Source organism: Actinomadura sp. NPDC048955 (genome assembly GCF_040649435.1).
GTDB lineage: Bacteria > Actinomycetota > Actinomycetes > Streptosporangiales > Streptosporangiaceae > Spirillospora > Spirillospora luteofluorescens.
Genome location: NZ_JBEZJI010000054.1, coordinates 44947 through 60358 on the forward strand (window position 1 = coordinate 44947; position 15412 = coordinate 60358).

Genomic DNA, 15412 nt, shown 5'->3' on the forward strand with positions numbered 1-15412 from the left:
TCCCGGAATGAGATCATTTGGCGGCGGTGCGTGTTGATGAGGGGCCGAGGGACTAATGGAAGCACTCCGTCTGGAAGATCCTTCTGAGATCGGTGGCTACCCGCTGCTGGGACGTCTGGGCGCGGGTGGCATGGGGCAGGTCTACCTGGGGCTGACGAGCAGCGGGCGGCATGTCGCGCTCAAGGTGATCCGGGAGGACTTCGAGGGGCCGACGGCGCTCGCCCGGTTCCGGCGCGAGGTCGCGACCGTCGAGCGGGTGCGCAGCAGGTTCGCCGCCGCGATGGTCGGCGCCGGCCTGGACGCGCCGCCGTACTGGCTGGCGACGGAGTACGTCCCGGGGCCGACGCTCCGGCAGGCGGTGGCCGCGCACGGGCCGCTGCCCCCCGAGACCTGCCTGCGGCTGCTGGTCGAGCTGGCCCAGGGGCTGCTGGAGATCCACCGGCACGGCGTCCAGCACCGCGACCTCAAGCCGGGCAACGTGATCCTCGCCCCGGACGGGCCGCGGCTGATCGACTTCGGCATCGCGCGCGGCGAGGGCCAGACGCAGATCACCCAGACCGGCGCGTGGAACGGCACCCCCGGCTTCGTCGCGCCCGAGGTCGTCCGCGAGCAGCAGCCCCTTCCCGCGTCGGACGTGTTCTCGCTCGCCGGCACGGTCGCCTACGCCGCCACGGGGCGCCCCCCGTTCGGCGGCGGCCGCATCGAGGCGATCATCCACCGGACGCTCAGCGGCGAGATCGACCTGGAGGGCGTCGACCCGCGCGTCGCCGGCCTGGTCCGGCAGTGCGCGCAGAAGGAGCCCGAGGCCAGGATCCCGCTGGAGCGGCTGCTCCAGCAGGTGCCCCCGCTCGGCCCGCTCGCCGCCGACCCCGCCTACCGGCGGATCGTGGGCGTCCCGCGGCCGATGCCCGCCAGCGTCACGGACGCGGTCGCGTCGGGCCTGGTCCCGGCCGACCGCACGAGGACGGTTCCGGGCCTCTCGCGCGGACGGACGCGCGCCGCCGTCATCGCGGCGGGCGCCGGGGTGGCCGCCGTCGTCCTCGTGGGCGCCTTCCTCGCGCGGTACGTCCTCAACGGTGACGCCGGCGCCGAAGAGAAGGGGAAGAAGCCGCAGGCCGGGCAGGGGACGCAGGGCGGAACCGCGACCGGCGGCCCCGCGGGGACCACCCCCGGCGCCAAGACCACGGGCGCGGCCAACGGCGTCCCACCGGACCGGATCCTGGTCAAGCAGCCCGGCGACCTCACGGACCTCCGGTGGACCCAGGCGAGCAAGACGTGCCAGCCCGCCGCTCGTCCCGAGGACTTCGACCTCGCCAACGACACGCAGACGTCCGTACCGCGCGAGCCCTACACCGGGAAGACCGTCGACTTCGGGCTGCGCTTCAAGTACGCGGAGCCGTCCAAGTACTACGTGGCCATCCAGGTGCGCCCCCCAGCGGAGCAGCAGGGGAACGGCGTCACCGGGGTCGTGCAGAGCAAGCCGCACCTGTATCCCGGCCAGGCGGCGTGGCTGAACATCCACTACCCGTCGGAGTTCAGCTGGGAGGGCGCCGGAAACGGCACCTACCCGTTGATGAAGGGCGACTGGACGGTCATCTGGTTCCACGTCCGCCCGAACGGCGACGCCTACTACCTGACCTGCGACGGCTTCACCGTCGCCTAGGCCGGGTCAGCGGACGGCGATGACGGCGGAGCCGTGGCCGAAGAGGCCCTGGTTCACGGCGATGCCGGCCCGCGCGTTCTCCACCTGCCGGCCCTCGGCCTGACCGCGCAGCTGCCAGGTCAGCTCGCAGACCTGCGCGATCGCCTGCGCCGGGATCGCCTCGCCGAAGGAGGCGAGCCCGCCGCTCGGGTTGACGGGGACGCGGCCGCCGAGCGTCGTGGCGCCCGACCGGAGCAGCTCCTCGGCGCCGCCCCGCTCGCACAGGCCGATGTCCTCGTACCAGTCGAGTTCGAGGGCCGTGGACAGGTCGTAGACCTCGGCGAGGGACAGGTCCTCGGGGCCGAGGCCCGCCTCCTCGTAGGCGGCGTGCGCGATCGCCGACCGGAACGGCCGCTCGGGCACCGGGACGGTCATCGCCGAGTCCGTCGCGAAGTCGGGCAGGTCCAGGACGGTCTTCGGGAACGTGGGCGTCACCGTCGACAGCGCGGGGATGCGCACCGGGTCGGCGATCCCGTGCTCGCGCGCGAACTCCATGGACGTCAGGACGAGAGCCGCGCCGCCGTCGCTGGTGGCGCAGATGTCCAGCAGGCGCAGCGGGTCGGCGACCACGGCGGACTCGCGTACGTCCTCCACGGTCACCTCCTTGCGGTACCGGGCGTTCGGGTTCGCCAGCCCGTGCCGGGCGTTCTTCACCTTGACGGCGGCGAAATCGTCGAGCGTCGCGCCGTACATGGCCATCCGCCGTCGCGCGGACAGGGCGAAGTAGATGGGGTTGGTCGCGCCCAGGAGGCGGAAGCGGAGCCAGTCGGGGTCGTCAGGGCGGTCCCCGCCGACGGGCTTGAAGAATCCCTTGGGTGCGGCGTCGGCGCCCACGACCAGCGCGACGTCGCACAGGCCCGCGAGGATCTGCGCGCGCGCGTTGGCGATGGCCTGCGCCCCGGACGCGCACGCGGCGTAGCAGCTGGACACGCGCGCACCCGACCAGCCGAGCGCCTGCGCGAACGTCGCGCCCGCGATGAACCCCGGGTAGCCGTTGCGGATGGTGTCCGCGCCCGCCACGTACTGGACGTCCGTCCACGCGAGGCCCGCGTCGGCGAGCGCGGCCCGCGCCGCCGCGAGCCCGTACTCGACGAAGTTGCGTCCCCACTTGCCCCACGGATGCATGCCCGCACCCAGCACGGCGATGTCGCGCGTCATCGGAGGGGCCTCCACATCCAGACGGTGTACTCGGCCTCGTCGTCCTCGTAGAGGACGCCCTCGGTCAGCTCGACCTCCATGCCGACCGCGAGGTCGTCGACGGTGTGGCCGGGGGCGACCTGCCCGAGGACGACCATGCGCTCGGCTTCGAGCTCGACGGCCGCGACGGTGTACGGGACGTACGGGTCGGGGGAGACGTACGGGGGCGGCGGCTTGTACCGGGAGTCGGCGTAGGACCAGATGCGCCCGCGCGCCGACAGCGCGTACGGCTCCAGCTCGGAGCCGTCCTTCGGGCCGGCGCAGCCGGGGTTGCGGCAGGCCAGCTCGTTGCGCGGGAAGTACGGCGTTCCGCAGGCGCCGCAGCGGGTACCCAGCAGGCGGACGTCGCCGTCCCCGGTGGTGAACCAGCCCTCGATCGCCGGACGGCGTTCCTTGGTCGTGGTCACGCGGTCCTCCTCGTCTCCGACCGGGCGCAGCGTAACAACCGAGCAAGCGCTCGAAACGTGGCGTGTCCGGTGAGCGGGACGGACCCGGCACCGGTCGGCGAACCCACCTAACTGACTCGTCAGTCACTTCGGTACAGTGAACCGAGTCGGATTCTGCTCAGGCCGCCCGGAGGGTGCGAACAGCCAGGCCCCCAGGGTGCCAACAGGTAGGGAGCGTGCGGATGCGGACCGGACTAGAGGGCAAGACGGCGCTGATCACCGGGGCGTCCCGGGGGATCGGGAAGGCGATCGCCACCGCGCTCGCCGCCGAGGGGGCGAACGTGGTCCTGTCCTCCCGAAAGCAGGAGGCGCTGGACGAGGTCGCCAAGGAGATCGCCGCGGCCCACCCGGGTGCGGGGGTCCTGGCCAAGGCGGCGCACGTGGGCGACGCCGAGCAGGCCGCCGCCTGCGTGGACGCGGCCGTCGCCGAGTTCGGCGGCCTCGACGTCCTCGTCAACAACGCCGGCACGAACCCCTACTTCGGCCCGATGGCCGACATCGAGCCCGCCGCCGCGGCCAAGACCGTCCAGGTCAACCAGTTCGCGATCGTGCAGTGGACGCAGCTCGCGCTGCGCGCCTCCCTCGCCGAGCGCGGCGGCGCGATCATCAACATCGCGTCGGTCGGCGGGATGATGACCGAGCACGGCATCGGCTACTACAACGCCACCAAGGCCGCTGTGATCCACCTCAGCCGGCAGTTCGCGATGGAGCTGGCTCCGAAGGTGCGCGTGAACTGCATCGCGCCGGGCCTGGTCAAGACGCACCTCGCCCGCGCCCTGTGGGAGGACAACGAGGCCGAGATCAGCAGGCACATGCCGCTCGGCCGCCTGGGCGAGCCCGAGGACATCGCCGACGCCGCGGTGTTCCTCGCGGGCGACGCCTCGTCCTGGATGACCGGGCAGACGCTCGTCGTGGACGGCGGCGCCACCATCCGGGCCTCGATCGCCTGACCGCCCGGGAACAGAGCCAGGAACAGGAGAAGCGCATGTCACGCTGGGGACTGACCATTCCGCTGACCGGCCTCCCGCTGGCCGAGCACCGCGAGATCGTTTCCGGGCTGTCCGGGCTCGGCTACACCGACGCCTGGTCGGCCGAGACGAACGGCGCCGACGCCTTCACCCCGCTGGCGCTCGCCTCGCAGTGGGACCCCGGGCTGCGCCTCGGACCGGCGATCGTCCCGGTCTACACGCGCGGCCCCGCCCTGCTGGCCCAGCAGGCCGCCACCCTCGCCGACCTCGCGCCCGGACGGTTCGTCCTGGGCATCGGCACCTCGTCCGACACGATCGTGCAGCGCTGGAACGGCATCCCGTTCGACGAGCCCTACAAGCGCACCCGCGACACGCTGCGCTTCCTCCGCAGGGCGCTCGCGGGGGAGAAGGTGAAGGAGGAGTACGAGACCTTCGCCGTGAAGGGCTTCAAGCTGGAGAGCGCACCGGCGACGCCGCCGCCGATCGTCCTCGCGGCGCTGCGCCCCGGGATGCTGCGGCTCGCCGCCCGCGAGGCCGACGGCGCGATCACCAACTGGCTCGCGCCCGGGGACGTCCGGACGGTCCGCGGCGCCCTCGGCGACGAGCCGGAGCTGATCGCGCGGCTGTTCGTCTGCCCCACGGCCGACCCCGAGGAGGCCCGCGCCATCGGCCGCTGGATGATCGCCGCGTACATGACGGTCCCCGTCTACCGGGCGTTCCACGAGTGGCTCGGACGCGGCGAGGCGCTGCGACCGATGAACGAGGCGTGGGCGGCCGGCGATCGCAGGAAGGCGCTGGAGGTCATCCCGGACGAGGTGGTGGACGATCTGATCGTGCACGGCTCCCCGGAGCGGTGCCGGGCCCGCGTCCGCGAGTACGTCGACAGCGGCCTCACCACCCCCGTGCTGGCGATCGTCCCCGGTGGCGGCCTCTCCCAGGCGGAGGCGGTGCGGGCGCTCGCCCCGAGTGCGGACTGAGATCGTCCGATCACGTCCCGATGTTTACGGCCGGGAGGAGCGGGGAGGGTGGGGCAAATCCCGACAGCGAACGAAGAGACGTGAGGAGCTGATCGTGCTCACCCTGACCAGCGGTGCCGTCCAGGTCATCCGTACGGTGACCGCCAATCCGGAGCTTCCGCCCGAGACCGGCATCCGCATCGAGTCCGGGCTCGACGGCTCGGACGCGCTGCGGCTCTCGGTGGCCCCGGCCCCCGAGGCAGGCGACCAGGTCGTGGAGGAAGAGGGCGCCAAGGTGTACCTGGAACCCACGGTCGCCGAGATGCTCGACGACAAGACTCTCGACGCCCAGGTCGACCCGCAGGGCGACGTGGCCTTCACCATCGCGGAGGGGGCGGAGGGAACTCCCACCTGACGTAGGAGGACGAGACCGGGGCGCGCCCGCCGGGCCGTCCCGGTCTCGTGTTCTCCGAGCGTGTCAGCGCATCGCCGCGACCACGGCGACCACGGCGAACACGAACGCCGCCGCGGTGAGGACGGCGAACGCGGCGATCACCGCGCAGGCCAGGGCGCGCGGCTGGTCGCGCCAGGCGGGGGAGCGGTCGCGCGCCTGCCGGTCCGGTTCTCGCCGGAACGACCGTCCCGCGTCCGGGGGGTCGGGCGAAGGCGGGGTCGTCACGAGCGCCAGTGTTGCAGATAGATCGCTCCACCCGCCGCCCGCCCGGGACGTGGCATCGCGGGGCCGGGAGCCCGCGTCCCCGCCGCCTCCGGGCACCGGTCAGTCCGTGAACGACGGGTGCGGGCCGAGGGCCCAGTACTCGAAGAGGCCGTAGCCCGTGGTGGCGCCGCTGGGCTGCGCCCCGTCCAGGTACTCGTACCGGCCGACCGCGTCCACCATGCCCCACATGCGGGCCGCGTCGTCGGGCTCGCGGGTGTCGTAGGTGACGCCCTGCACCTTCAGGTCGGGTCCCTGGTACATGCCGTGCTTCCAGTCGGGCTCCAGCCCGTAGCCGGTGCCGACCATGAGGTGGACGGGCAGGATCGGCGTCGCCCTCACCTCGAACGGCTCCCCGCCGGGCGGCGCGAACCGGAGCGTCGCCGTGACCACCTCCCGGGTGCCCTCCGCGTACTCCGGGCGGTACTCGGGACGTCCCAGATACTCGGGCTCGCGGTCGGGCCACACGCGGGTGGCCTCTTCCAGGAGGCGGCGGCCCTTCTCGTCCTCCTGCACGATGCAGAGGATGGCGTGGTCCTCGAACTGCATCGGCGCGTAGAGCCAGTAGAACGTCCCCGCGTTCTTCGCCTGGATGCCCGGCGGCTCCGGTTCGCCCACGGGCCGGACGCCCCAGGAGCGGTCCCGTGAGCCCCACCAGTGGTCGGGCGTGACCTCGACCGTGTCGCCCTCGACCGTGATGGAGCCCGTCCAGCGGCCGGTCTGCGCGAGGCGGCGGGAGTCGAAGACGACGCGCTCCTGCCAGCGCAGGTAGTGCGGCGGCTCCAGCGTCGCCGGGACGGTCCCCTCCCACGTGAGGTCGAACGAGAGGCCGTGCCCGTTCTCGTCCAGGACGACCCGGAGCCGCTTCAGCCCCTCGATGACCTCGACGCGGAACGGCCCGACCGTGGTGTCCATCCGGTCGTTCCCGAGTTCGCGGGACGCCCGGACGACCTTGTGCACCGGCCCGCGCCGCACGACCGCGAACGCGTCCATGACGCCGAGGTTGGGGTACTGCCCGATCCCGATGATCATCATGAGGTCGTCCGAGCACGGGTGGACGTTGAAGTAGTACCGGTCGTAGAAGTTGCGGTCGGAGGTGGTGACGTGCCGCATCACCTCCGGCGCCTGGTGGATCGGGTAGTCGTCGAGCGGCGAGAGCGTCACCGGTCCCCTCCCAGGATGCGGGCCAGAAGCTGCGTGCAGTTGTTGTTGTGGGGAAAGTCGGCCGACTCCTCGATCCAGCCGAAGTCGATCATCGCCTGCCCGATCCGCGCCATGATCACCGAGAACTTGAAGCCGGACAGGATCTCGTAGTACGCCATGTGGCGCATCGGGCGTCCGAGCAGCTCCTCGTAGCGGGCGACGGTCTCGGCGTAGGACGGGAAGCCCGCCAGCCGGGCCGCGCCGACGCCCTCGGAGTGGTGCCGGTCCAGGAACATGAACCAGGCGAGGTCCTCCTCGGGGGCGCCGAGCACGGCGCCCTCCCAGTCCAGCACCGCCGCGGGCGCGCCGTCCTGGAAGATCACGTTGCCGATGCGGGCGTCGCCCCACAGCGCGACGGGGTCGTCCGGCTCGTCGGGGCGGTTCGCCTTCAGCCAGTCCAGGGCCCTGAGCGCCGTCTCCTGCGGACCCCGGTAGGCCCAGCCGAGGTAGTGCTCGTAGTAGTGGAGCCGCTGGTCGAGGCCGGGCGCCCCCCAGGCCGGCTGGTCGAGGAAGCCCAGGCCCAGGGCGCCGACGTCCAGCCGGTGCAGCCGCGCCATGATCTCCAGGGTGGACCACCACATCGCGGCCCGCTCGCCCGGCGGGACCTCGGTCACCCAGCCGTCCATGTGGTACGGCGGCATGTCGGTCGGGACGCGGCCGTCGACGCGGCCCATCACGAAGAACGCGGCGCCGAGCACGTCGCGGGACGGCTCGTACCAGCGGATCGGCGGCACCGGGATGGTGGTGCGCTCGTCCAGGATCCGCATCAGCCGGTACTGCTCCTCGAACCGCGGCTCGGGGAAGATCTGGTACTTCTCCGGCGCGACCCGCGCGACGAGCGGCTCGTGCCTGGGCGTGCCGTCCTCGCCGCTCCACTCGGCCTCGAACAGCAGGGTCTCGTTGGAGAACCCGCTCGTCTGGGGGGTGTCCACGTGCGGGATGCGGACACCGGGCAGATGGCCGTCCAGCCACCGTGTGAGGGACCGCCGGGTGATCTCGGGATCGCGCTGGTCGGGAACGGGCATCGCACCGCCTCCTTGCCGTGCCTGCTGGCCGGGGTCGCGCCCAAATTAGAACGTGTTCTATCAACGGTGCGGGGGGTGGTCAATGGGCGGGGCGGCCCCCGTGAAAAAATCGCCGGATGCGTCTCACCAAGCTCGGACACGCGTGCGTGCAGCTCACCGAGGACGACCGCACGATCCTCATCGACCCCGGCTCGTTCAGCGAGGCCGGGGACGCGCTGGCCGCCGCCGACGCCGTACTGATCACCCACGAGCACTTCGACCACTTCGACCCCGACGCGCTGCGCGCCGCGATGGCCGAGCGCCCCGCGCTGGAGGCGTGGACGTCCCGCGCCGTGGCCGAGAACCTCGCCGACCTCGGCGGACGCGTCCACCAGGTCGGCCACGGCGACGCCGTCACGATCGCCGGCTTCGACGTCCACGTCTACGGCGAGGACCACGAGCTCATGCACCCCGACCTGCCCCCCGTCCCGAACGTCGGGTTCCTGGTCGACGGCGAGGTCTTCCACCCGGGGGACGCGCTGACCGTCCCGTCCGAGCCCGTCCCGACGCTGTGCCTGCCGGGCAACGCGCCCTGGATGCGCGCGCTCGACCTGTACGAGTACACGCGGGCCGTCCGCCCGGGGCGCGCCTTCGCCATCCACGACGGGCTGCTCAACGACATCGGCCTCCAGGTGATGGAACGCGTCCTCACCAGCGCCGGCGACGAGCTCGGCAAGGAGTTCGTGCGCCTCGCCCCCGGCGCCTCCGTGGACCTGGCCGCCGCGTGAACGCCTCCCCCCGCATCCCCCCGGCGGCCGGGCCTCAGGCCGGCGAGCGCGCCGGCGCCGCCGAGCACGCAGCGGGCCTTCCCACGCCCCGCTCCATCCAGGCCGTGTTCTTCGACATCGGCGAGACCCTCATCAACGAGGGCGAGATCTACGGGCGCTGGGCCGACTGGCTCGGCGTGCCCAGGCACACCTTCCTCACCAAGCTCGGCGCGCTGCTCGCGACCGGCGGCGACCACATGGACCTGTTCGAGTACTTCCGCCCGGGCTTCGACCTGGAGGGCGAGCAGCGGCGCCGCGAGGAGGCGGGCGTCCCGAACGGGTTCGGACCGGACGACCTGTACCCGGACGCGCGGGCGTGCCTGTCGGGCCTGCGCGACCAGGGCCTGTTCGTCGGGATCGCGGGCAACCAGCCGGTCCAGGCGGCGGAGCAGATGGCGGAACTGGGCCTGGACGCCGACGTCGTCGGCATCTCGGACGTGTGGGGCGTCAGCAAGCCGTCCCACGAGTTCTTCGAGCGCTGCGCCCAACTTGCCGACGTGCTGCCCGACCGCGTCCTGTACGTGGGGGACCGCATCGACAACGACGTCCGGCCCGCCGTGGAGTTCGGGATGCGGGCGGCGTTCCTGCGCCGCGGCCCCTGGGGGAACATCCAGAAGGACGACCAGGCGCTCGGCGAGTGCCTGTTCGTGCTCGACGACCTGGCCGCCCTGCCGAGTCTCGTCGCCGACCACAACGCCGACCGCACTCTGGGGCCGGCCGCCCCCTAGGGGACGTCCCGTACTCCTGAGGTAGCAGCAGGGAACGGGCCGCGAGAGCGATGTGAGGCCGCCCGTCCGGTTCGTAGCGTGAGAGACATGGCCGCGAAGACCGCGGCCGTGTTCACCGCTCGACGAATCGGGGAGAGAAGAACCCATGAACGGCCTCTACCGCCCGCGCCGCGACCGCGTCATCGCCGGGGTCTGCGCCGGCCTCGCGCGCCGGTTCGGCATGACCCCCTGGACCGTCCGGATCCTGTTCCTGCTCTCGTGCCTGCTGCCCGGGCCGCAGTTCGTCGTCTACCTGGTCCTCTGGGTCATGATGCCGAACGAGGACCGCCACATGGCCGGCGCCCGCTAACTCAAGATCAACGATTGCGCTCGACCGGGGCCGCCCGGGGGTGTTGAATCGGGGCACCACCATTCCCGTGGGGAGGAGCCGCGGTGCCTGACGAGGCTCCGGGTCCCGGCCGGCCGGACCGCGCCCTGGACGAAGCCGCCGCGCGGGAGGCAGACCACGCGGCGCGACTGCTCGGGTACCTGCGCGACCTGGCGCGGTCCCGGTGGCGCCCCTCGCGCGACCTCGCCGACCACGACCACGTCCACTGGCTGGCCGGACTGCCCGGCGACGTCTACGTGGAGGCCGACGCCGGGCCCGGCGAGGTGCTGTTCAGCGTCCCGGTCATCCCGCTGACGCCGCCGGTCGTGCTGGAGGAGTTCGACGGCTGGCTCGCCCTGCGCAACTGGTACCGCATCCTGCGCGACCTGTCCGGCGAGGAGGCGGTCCTCGCGACGGGCCTGCTGTCGTGGCGGCCCGCCGTCCACGACCACCTGCTGAGCACGCCCGTCCGGATCGTCCTGGACGAGCGCACCGAGCGCGTCGACGTCGTCCTCGCCGGGCACACCACCCTGCGCGACCGGGAACTGCTGTCCGGCCACCCCGGCTTCCGGCCCGCGGACTGGATCGCCGACGCCGTCCAGGCCGGGCAGGGCTTCGGCCTCAACGCCTCCGTCGGGGACGTCCTGCGCAAGTGGTGCCAGGTCGCGCTGACGAGCTCCGCCGACTACCGCGAGGACTGGACGCCCGACGCCGACGCCGCCTCACCCGTCCCGCGCCTGCGGCTCGCGCCCGCGCTGGTCGTCCGCCCGGCGCGCCGCGAGGCCGTCGCCGACCACCACGCCAGGCTGCTGAGCCTGCTGCCGCGCGGCGTCCCCGAGGGGGTCGCGCGGTTCGTCTCACCCGAGCTGAAACCGCAGGTCATGCACATACCGGAGCGGGCGCCGGAGACCGTCCCCGACCTGATGGCCGGGCTGCTGGCGCGGGGCCGCCGGGTGCTCGTCGCCACGTCCGGCCCGGCCGCGTCCGCCGCCCTGCGCGGCGCGCTCCCGCCCGGCCTCGCCGCCCTCACCGCCACCGACGCGGCCATGGCGGCCCGCGTCGCCGAGGCGGTCCGCGCCGCGGGAGACCCCGGCCTCGACGCCCTCGCCGAGCGCGAGGAGGCCGCCGCCCTGCGGGTCGCCGAGATCACCGAGCGGCTGCGCGGCGGCGGGCCCGCGGAGCCCCCGCCGGACCTGCGCGGCGAGGAGCCCGAGCTGTCGTGGATGCCGGTCCGGCCCGACCTTCCGCCGGGCCCGCCGATCTCCCGGTCCGAGGCCGCCGAACTGGTCGTCCTCCTCGCGGAGGAGACCGCCGCCCGCAAGGCCCGCACCGAGCAGCGCGACGTCGACCCGGGCGCGCTGCCGAGCGCCGCCTACGTCCGCACCCTGATCGAGGCGGAGAGCGCCGCCGCCGAGCGCGCCGAACGGTCCAGGACCGAGCTGTCGCAACTCCTGCGCGACAGCGACGTCACCCTCCTCGCCCGCCTCGACGGGGACGCCTCCGTCGTCGGCGCCGCGCTCCGCGACCTCGGGCTGGAGGGCCACCCGGGCGGCTGGAACCCCTCCGACCTCGCCGTCCGCGCCCTCGGCGACGCCCTCGCCGAGCGCCGCCCCCTCATCTGGGCCCGCGTCGTGGAGATGACGTCCCGCGCGCAGTGGGCCGAGCACGCCCTCGGCGAGCTGAGCGGCCACCGCGTCGAGCTGCCCTCCGACGCCGACCTGCGCGGCCTCGCCGCCGCCGCCCAGGACCTGCGCGCCTACCTGGCGGACGGCGGCGCCCTCAAGCGCGGCCCGCTGCGCTCCGGGGCCCAGCGCCAGGCCGAACCCCTCCTCGCCACCGTGAAGGTGGACGGCGCGGCGCCGACGACGCCGGAGCTGCTCGACATCGTCCACACCGACCTCATGGTGCGGATCACCTGCCGGGAGCTGCAGTACGTGTGGGAGGCGGCCGGCATCTCCTTCCCCGCCGACCTGCCGCCCGGCGAGCGCGTCGCCCGCTTCGTCCGCGCGCACGCCCGGCTCGCCCGCGTCCGCGACGCGATGACCGCGCTGGACTCGACGCGGCGGCTCCTCGAACGCTCCGGCTTCCGCGTCCCGCTCGCCCATCCGATCCAGTGGCACGACTACGCCGCCGCCCTGCGCAACGCCCTGGAAGGGCTCGGCGTGAGCCGCGCCACCGCCGACCTGGACGCCCTCCGCGACTCGATCGGCCCCGCCGACGGCGACGATCCCCCCGAGCTGCGCGCCGCGCTCGCCGCCGTCGACGCCCGCGACGCCGCCGCCTACGGCCGCGCCCTCGGCGCCCTCGCCGAGGCACGGCACGAGCGCTCCCGGCAGATCCGCTGCGAGGAACTGGTCGCCCGCGTCCGCGCCGTCCACCCCGACCTCGCCAACCTCATGATCGCCACGGACGGCGACGAGGTCTGGCACGCCCGCACCCGCCGCTGGGACGACGCCTGGACGTGGGCCCGCCGCCGAGCCGCCGCCACCGGCCCCGCCGCCGCGGACCGCCTGCGCGACGCCCTCGCCGAGGCCGAGGGCGCCCTGCGCGAGGCCCGCGCCGACCTCACCTCCGCCCGCGCCGCCGCGGCCGCCCGCGCCCGCTCCGGATCCGACATCGTGCCCGCCTGGATCCTGCCCCTGTGGCGCGTCCCGGACGTCCTCCCGCCCGCCCCCGACGGCTTCGACGTCGTCATCGTCGACGGCGAGCACGAGGCCGGCGCCGAGGCCCTCTTCGTCCTGTGGCACGCGCCCCGCACCATCCTCGTCGGGCCGTCCGGCCCCGACCTCCCACCCCCCGAGGGCCCGCCGCCGAACCCCCGCCTCCCGTCCGACCTGCACGAAGTCATCACCCCCACCACCCCGCTCTTCACGGCCCTCACCGCCCCCCGCACCCGGCCGGAGCGGCCGGACGTGACCCAGCGGGACATCCCGATCCAGCCGCCGAGGCCCAAGCCGCCCGAGCCCCCGCGCCCGCAGATTCCGGCCCCGGAGCCGCCGCCGCGCAAGGAAGCGGAAACGAGACCCCGAGACCCGCGCCCGCTGGAACGTCCGAAGGAACCGCGCCAGGACGCGCGGCGGCCCGATGTGACGCAGCAGGACGTACGGGCTCGCCCGCCTGCGCGCCCCGGCGCGGGCACGCCCGGGCAGGGCGTCCCCCCGCGCCGCCTGGACGCGGCACGACGGGAAGCGCAGGGCGAGGCGCAACCCCGCCCCGGCGGCCGCGGGGCAGGCCTCCCACCCCGGCGGCTGGACGCCATGAGGCGAGACGACCCCACCAAGGAAGCGGGCACCCAGCCCACGGGCCCCAACCCGCGCGTCCCAGAGCCCGAGCACGCGCAGCCCCCCAGCCGCTCAGACATCCCAGCAATCTGGGGCAAACCCGGCCCCCTACCAAAACCCCCACAGCAGCCGCACCCGCAGGCAGAAGGCCCGGCGCGAACGGGTCCCGCGCCGCAGGCGCAGCCCCGGCAACAGGTACCGCCCCGCCCGCAGGCGGACGAACCCACGCAGGCGGGCCCCCGGCAGGAGCGCCCGCAGCAGCCGCAGCCTCGCCCGCAGGCAGAGGGCCCGGCGCGAACGGGTCCCGCGCCGCAAGCACAGCCCAGGCAACAGGTACCGCCCCGCCCGCAGGCGGAGGATGCCGCGCAGGCGGGACCCCGGCAGGAGCGCCCGCAGCAACCGCAGGCGCGTCCGCAAGCGGAGGCCTCGGCGCGAACGGAGTCCCCGCCGCAGGCGGAGGCGCGGCAGGAGCGTTCGCGGCGCCCGGAGGGTTCGGGTGGGCAGGCGAAGGTGCGGGGGCGGTCGATCGCGTCCTACAAGCGGCCCGAGCTGGTCGAGATCGTCGGGCACGTCGCCGAGCTTGAGCCGGATCTCACCGACGACCAGATCGTCGAGCTGGTCACGCGGCTCCTCGGGTGTCCGGAGGACGAGGCGCTGCTCGTCGGGGCCCGGCTGCGGTACGCGGTGGAGGCGTACCGGGAGAGCATCCGGTAGCGCTCAGCGGGCCGACCAGCGACGGTCGTGCGGGAACGCGCGTGAGGCAAGTGTGGAATAGAGCATTCCGTTCTGTTAGTGTGGAGGCATGACGCGGACACTGGATCGCCGGACGTTGAACCGGGCGGCGCTGGAGCGGCAGTTGCTTCTGGAGCGCTCGCGCATGCCCGTCCTGGACGCGGTCGAACGGCTCGTCGCCATCCAGGCGCAGGAGACGAACATGCCGTACATCGGGCTCTGGACGCGGCTGGAGGGCTTCCGCCGTGACGACCTCACGGGGCTTCTCTACGACCGGTCCGCGGTGCGCAGCTCGATCCTGCGGGGGACGCAGCACATGGCGTCCGCCGCCGACTACCTGTGGATGCGTCCCCTCGTCGAGGAGAGCCTCCTGCGCGGGCGCCAGGCGGCGTTCGGCAGCGCCACCCGGGGCTGGGACCTGGACGCGCTCGCCGCCGAGGCGCGCAGGCTCCTGGCGGGACGGACCCTCACCCGCCCGCAGCTCGGCCGCGCCCTCGCCGAGCGCTGGCCCGACCGCGACCCGCTGGCGCTCGGCTGGTCGGCGCAGGCGCTGGTCTCCGTCGTCCATCCGCCGCCCAGCGGGACGTGGAACACCGGCGGCGCGACGCCGTTCGCCCTGGCGGAGGAGTGGATCGGGCGCCCGCTCTCCAAGGAGTCGCCGGACCGCCTGATCCGCCGCTACCTGGCGGCGTTCGGCCCGGCCTCCGTCAAGGACTTCCAGATGTGGTCCGGGATGCGCCGTATGGACGCCGCCTTCGAGGAGCTCCGCCCGTCCCTCCAGACCTACCGGGACGAGGACGGCGTCGAGCTCTTCGACCTTCCTGACATGCCGCTCCCGGACGCCGGCGTCCCCGCGCCCGTCCGCTTCCTCCCGGCCTTCGACAACCTGATCCTCGCCTACGCCGACCGGAGCCGCGTCATGACGGACGAGCAGCGCAAGGCGGTGTGCGTGGGGGCGCTCACCAAGCCGTCCCTTCTCGTCGACGGCCGGGTCCACGGCGTGTGGACGCTCAAGCACGACCGGAAGGCGGGCCGCGCCGAGCTGACCGTGGAGCTGCTCGCGCCGCTCGCCGACGAGGAGCCCGTCCGTGAGGAGGCGGCCCGCCTCCTGGCGTTCGCGGCCGACGGCGCCGACCACGTCCTGCGCTTCACGCGGTGAGCCCGCCGGACGTCAGACGATCGGCATGGTGACCGCTAGCTGTACTGCCCTGACAGGTTGGTGACTCGGCTGGAGGGTGGTTGTCCTGCCAGTGCGGTGTGTCCGCGGTGATGGTTGTAGAGGTGCA

At 73.8% G+C, this 15412-nt stretch carries 14 protein-coding genes; 9 read left to right on the plus strand and 5 right to left on the minus strand.

The genetic code is table 11. The annotated features are described in order from the left end of the window. Positions 1-55: 55 nt before the first annotated feature. Positions 56-1663: a serine/threonine-protein kinase gene (locus tag AB0C84_RS35610; RefSeq protein ID WP_361074883.1), complete on the plus strand. Its 1608-nt coding sequence runs from the start codon at positions 56-58 to the stop codon at positions 1661-1663. Between the two features lie 6 nt (positions 1664-1669). Here the strand turns inward: AB0C84_RS35610 and AB0C84_RS35615 are convergent, their stop codons facing one another. Together AB0C84_RS35615 and AB0C84_RS35620 are read right to left on the minus strand one after the other, a co-directional pair. Continuing rightward, entirely contained in the window at positions 1670-2860 is a 1191-nt protein-coding gene (locus AB0C84_RS35615) for a lipid-transfer protein (RefSeq protein ID WP_361074885.1), read from the minus strand. After that, on the minus strand, positions 2857-3306 hold the full coding sequence (locus AB0C84_RS35620; RefSeq protein ID WP_361074887.1) for an OB-fold domain-containing protein: 450 nt from the start codon (positions 3304-3306) through the stop codon (positions 2857-2859). Before AB0C84_RS35620 ends, AB0C84_RS35615 begins: the two co-directional genes overlap by 4 nt. A gap of 221 nt (positions 3307-3527) precedes the next feature. Between AB0C84_RS35620 and AB0C84_RS35625 the strand changes: the two genes are divergently transcribed. From AB0C84_RS35625 to AB0C84_RS35635, 3 genes are all read left to right on the plus strand, one after another. Further along, positions 3528-4295 carry an SDR family oxidoreductase gene (locus tag AB0C84_RS35625; protein WP_179846260.1) on the plus strand — a complete coding sequence of 256 codons (768 nt, stop codon included), beginning with the start codon at positions 3528-3530 and terminating at the stop codon, positions 4293-4295. 35 nt (positions 4296-4330) lie between these two features. After that, a complete protein-coding gene (locus AB0C84_RS35630) occupies positions 4331-5290 on the plus strand; it encodes an LLM class F420-dependent oxidoreductase (protein ID WP_361074890.1) in 960 nt (319 codons plus the stop codon). 94 nt (positions 5291-5384) lie between these two features. Continuing rightward, positions 5385-5684: a Fe-S cluster assembly protein HesB gene (locus AB0C84_RS35635; RefSeq protein WP_067637647.1), complete on the plus strand. Its 300-nt coding sequence runs from the start codon at positions 5385-5387 to the stop codon at positions 5682-5684. A 63-nt stretch (positions 5685-5747) separates the two neighbouring features. On the opposite strand, the gene AB0C84_RS35640 is transcribed toward AB0C84_RS35635, so the two are convergent. The 3 genes from AB0C84_RS35640 to AB0C84_RS35650 all read right to left on the minus strand — a co-directional run bounded on the left by AB0C84_RS35640 (position 5748) and on the right by AB0C84_RS35650 (position 8212). After that, positions 5748-5948 carry a hypothetical protein gene (locus AB0C84_RS35640; RefSeq protein WP_179846262.1) on the minus strand — a complete coding sequence of 67 codons (201 nt, stop codon included), beginning with the start codon at positions 5946-5948 and terminating at the stop codon, positions 5748-5750. A 99-nt stretch (positions 5949-6047) separates the two neighbouring features. Beyond that, positions 6048-7148 carry a hypothetical protein gene (locus AB0C84_RS35645; protein WP_361074893.1) on the minus strand — a complete coding sequence of 367 codons (1101 nt, stop codon included), beginning with the start codon at positions 7146-7148 and terminating at the stop codon, positions 6048-6050. Next, positions 7145-8212: a phosphotransferase family protein gene (locus AB0C84_RS35650; protein ID WP_361074895.1), complete on the minus strand. Its 1068-nt coding sequence runs from the start codon at positions 8210-8212 to the stop codon at positions 7145-7147. Before AB0C84_RS35650 ends, AB0C84_RS35645 begins: the two co-directional genes overlap by 4 nt. 116 nt (positions 8213-8328) lie before the next feature. Between AB0C84_RS35650 and AB0C84_RS35655 the strand changes: the two genes are divergently transcribed. The 5 genes from AB0C84_RS35655 to AB0C84_RS35675 all read left to right on the plus strand — a co-directional run bounded on the left by AB0C84_RS35655 (position 8329) and on the right by AB0C84_RS35675 (position 15285). After that, positions 8329-8979, plus strand: a complete 651-nt coding sequence (locus tag AB0C84_RS35655) for an MBL fold metallo-hydrolase (protein WP_361074897.1) — start codon at positions 8329-8331, stop codon at positions 8977-8979. Beyond that, positions 8976-9746 carry an HAD family hydrolase gene (locus AB0C84_RS35660; RefSeq protein ID WP_361074899.1) on the plus strand — a complete coding sequence of 257 codons (771 nt, stop codon included), beginning with the start codon at positions 8976-8978 and terminating at the stop codon, positions 9744-9746. Before AB0C84_RS35655 ends, AB0C84_RS35660 begins: the two co-directional genes overlap by 4 nt. Positions 9747-9891: 145 nt before the next feature. Continuing rightward, positions 9892-10095, plus strand: a complete 204-nt coding sequence (locus AB0C84_RS35665; protein WP_173397798.1) for a PspC domain-containing protein — start codon at positions 9892-9894, stop codon at positions 10093-10095. Positions 10096-10178: 83 nt separating this feature from the next. Further along, positions 10179-14108, plus strand: coding sequence for a hypothetical protein (locus AB0C84_RS35670; protein WP_361074901.1), 3930 nt, complete (start codon positions 10179-10181; stop codon positions 14106-14108). Between the two features lie 88 nt (positions 14109-14196). Further along, positions 14197-15285, plus strand: a complete 1089-nt coding sequence (locus AB0C84_RS35675) for a winged helix DNA-binding domain-containing protein (protein ID WP_361074903.1) — start codon at positions 14197-14199, stop codon at positions 15283-15285. Positions 15286-15412 lie beyond the last annotated feature (127 nt).

Coding starts and splice junctions, on each gene's coding strand:
- AB0C84_RS35610 (WP_361074883.1), top strand. CDS start 56: ATGGAAGCACTCCGTCTGGAAGATCCTTCTGAGATCGGTGGCTACCCG.
- AB0C84_RS35615 (WP_361074885.1), bottom strand. CDS start 2,860: ATGACGCGCGACATCGCCGTGCTGGGTGCGGGCATGCATCCGTGGGGC.
- AB0C84_RS35625 (WP_179846260.1), top strand. CDS start 3,528: ATGCGGACCGGACTAGAGGGCAAGACGGCGCTGATCACCGGGGCGTCC.
- AB0C84_RS35630 (WP_361074890.1), top strand. CDS start 4,331: ATGTCACGCTGGGGACTGACCATTCCGCTGACCGGCCTCCCGCTGGCC.
- AB0C84_RS35650 (WP_361074895.1), bottom strand. CDS start 8,212: ATGCCCGTTCCCGACCAGCGCGATCCCGAGATCACCCGGCGGTCCCTC.
- AB0C84_RS35655 (WP_361074897.1), top strand. CDS start 8,329: ATGCGTCTCACCAAGCTCGGACACGCGTGCGTGCAGCTCACCGAGGAC.
- AB0C84_RS35665 (WP_173397798.1), top strand. CDS start 9,892: ATGAACGGCCTCTACCGCCCGCGCCGCGACCGCGTCATCGCCGGGGTC.
- AB0C84_RS35675 (WP_361074903.1), top strand. CDS start 14,197: ATGACGCGGACACTGGATCGCCGGACGTTGAACCGGGCGGCGCTGGAG.